General features: G+C 51.1%; 1 protein-coding gene. It reads left to right on the forward strand.

The features are described 5' to 3' along the window. Positions 1-573 (forward strand): peroxidase family protein (locus R7040_RS28615; RefSeq protein ID WP_318097909.1); only part of this gene is annotated, 573 nt, incomplete at both ends.

Genomic DNA, 573 nt, shown 5'->3' on the forward strand with positions numbered 1-573 from the left:
GATTTCGCTGCACTCAAACAAGACCTCATCGCACTAATGACCGATAGCCAAGAATGGTGGCCTGCTGACTGGGGACATTATGGCGGCTTGATGATTCGTATGTCATGGCATGCGGCAGGGACTTATCGAATCGCAGATGGTCGCGGTGGTGCGGGCACCGGAAATTTACGTTTTGCCCCGCTAAATTCATGGCCAGATAACGCTAATCTCGACAAAGCAAGACGTATCCTTTGGCCGATTAAGAAAAAATACGGCAACCAACTGAGCTGGGCCGATCTCATTGCGTATGCCGGTACGATGGCTTATGAATCCATGGGGTTGAAAACGTTCGGCTTCGGATTCGGGCGCGAAGACATCTGGCACCCAGAAAAGGACATTTATTGGGGCTCAGAAAAAGAATGGCTGGCACCTACCAACAACCCTAACAGCCGCTATTCAGGTGAACGGGATTTAGAGAATCCACTCGCCGCTGTGATGATGGGCTTAATTTATGTCAACCCAGAAGGCATCGATGGACAGCCGGATCCACTCAAAACCGCGCACGACGTACGAGTTACGTTCGCTCGAATGGCA

It is taken from the genome of Vibrio sp. 1069 (assembly GCF_033340555.1).